Source organism: Acidisphaera rubrifaciens HS-AP3, assembly GCF_000964365.1.
Taxonomy (GTDB): Bacteria; Pseudomonadota; Alphaproteobacteria; order Acetobacterales; family Acetobacteraceae; genus Acidisphaera; species Acidisphaera rubrifaciens.
Window position 1 is genome coordinate 1 of record NZ_BANB01000967.1, and the last position, 1545, is coordinate 1545.

Here is a 1545-nt window from a genome sequence, read left to right on the forward strand (position 1 = left end):
CGGCACCGCGCCGGACTCGCCGTCCGCCGTCGTCGCGGCGCCGGTCGGCACGGCGGACGAAGGGGAGCCGGAGGCCGCGCCCCCGGACAGGCGCCCGGGCAGGCGACTGGCACGCGCGAGAACGCTCATCTGCGGGTCGGCGGGACGTTCTGGGGCATGGCGACTCTGAACATGGCGCGTCCGGCAGGTGTGCGCTCTCGGTCCGGGTCAGACCTGGCGGATGTCGCGATCTTTCTCCGCCAACTGCTCGTCAATGCGCTTGATATACGAGTCGGTCAGCTTCTGTACGTCCTCGGCCCAGGCCTTGGCCTCGTCCTCGCCGATTTCGTGCTTTTTCTCGAGCGCCTTGATCTGGTCCATGCCGTCGCGGCGGACGCCGCGCACCGCGACCTTTGCCCCCTCGGCATAGCGCGCCGCCGTCTTGGCGAGATCGTTGCGCCGCTCCTCGGTCAGCATCGGGATCGGCACCCGCACGATCTGCCCCTCGGTGGACGGGTTGAGGCCGAGGCCGGCGTCGCGGATCGCCCGATCGACCGCGCCCGCGAGCGCCCGGTCCCAGACCTGCACGGTGATCATCCGCGGCTCCGGCACGTTCACCGTCGCCACCTGCGACAGCGGCATCTCGGTGCCATAGGCCTCGACCCGCACCGGCTCCAGCAGCGCCGGGCTCGCGCGCCCGGCGCGCAGGCCGGCGAACTCGCGGCGCAGCGTCTCCAGCGCCCCGTCCATGCGGCGGGTCAGATCCTGTTTCAGGGCGGCCAGATCAGCCGGCATCGCAACCTCCGTCGGCGTGTCTCATCCCGGCTCGACGATGGTCGTGAACCGGCCCTCGCCACGTATCACCTGCGCGAAGGCGCCGGGAGTATGGATGTTGAAGACGATGATCGGCAGCCCGTTCTCCCGCGCGAGGCTGATCGCCGCCGCGTCCATCACCGCGAGGTCGCGGGACAGCACCTCGAGATAGGTCAGCTGATCATAGCGTTCGGCGTCCGGGACCTTGCGCGGGTCGGCGGAATAGACGCCGTCCACCTGCGTGCCCTTCAGCAGGGCGTCGCAGTTCATCTCGGCGGCGCGCAGGGCGGCGGCGGTGTCGGTGGTGAAGAACGGATTGCCGGTGCCGGCGGCGAAGATCACCACCCTGCCCTTTTCCATGTGCCGCTCCGCCCGCCTGCGGATATAGGGCTCGCACACCGACGACATCGGGATCGCCGACTGCACCCGCGTCGGCACGCCACGGCGTTCGAGGGCGTTCTGCATCGCCAGCGCGTTCATCACCGTGGCCAGCATACCCATGTAGTCACCCTGGGCGCGGTCCATCCCGGCGGCGGCGGCGGAGACGCCGCGGAAGATGTTGCCCCCGCCGATAACGAGGCAGACCTCCGTCCCGGCCGTGACGACGTCGCGCACGTCCTGCGCGATGGAGGCCACGGTGTCGGCGTCGAGCCCGTAGTCCCGGCGACCCATCAACGCCTCGCCCGAGACTTTCAGCAGGACGCGCTTATAGGCCGGCTGTGGCGGCATGACGACCTTTGGGTTGCGTTCGGG

The 1545-nt window shown here is 70.2% G+C and carries 2 protein-coding genes; both read right to left on the reverse strand.

The features are described from left to right. Window positions 1-207: 207 nt before the first annotated feature. On the reverse strand, window positions 208-774 hold the full coding sequence (gene frr, locus B8460_RS19405) for a ribosome recycling factor (protein WP_048863276.1): 567 nt from the start codon (window positions 772-774) through the stop codon (window positions 208-210). 21 nt (window positions 775-795) lie between these two features. Then, the gene (gene pyrH, locus B8460_RS19410; RefSeq protein WP_048863277.1) at window positions 796-1521 is read right to left on the reverse strand and encodes a UMP kinase; all 726 of its coding nucleotides are present in this window, start codon (window positions 1519-1521) and stop codon (window positions 796-798) included. Between the last annotated feature and the right edge of the window lie 24 nt (window positions 1522-1545).

Excerpts from the sequence above, each read along its gene's own strand:
- frr (WP_048863276.1), bottom strand. The coding sequence starts at position 774 with ATGCCGGCTGATCTGGCCGCCCTGAAACAGGATCTGACCCGCCGCATG.
- pyrH (WP_048863277.1), bottom strand. The coding sequence starts at position 1,521 with ATGCCGCCACAGCCGGCCTATAAGCGCGTCCTGCTGAAAGTCTCGGGC.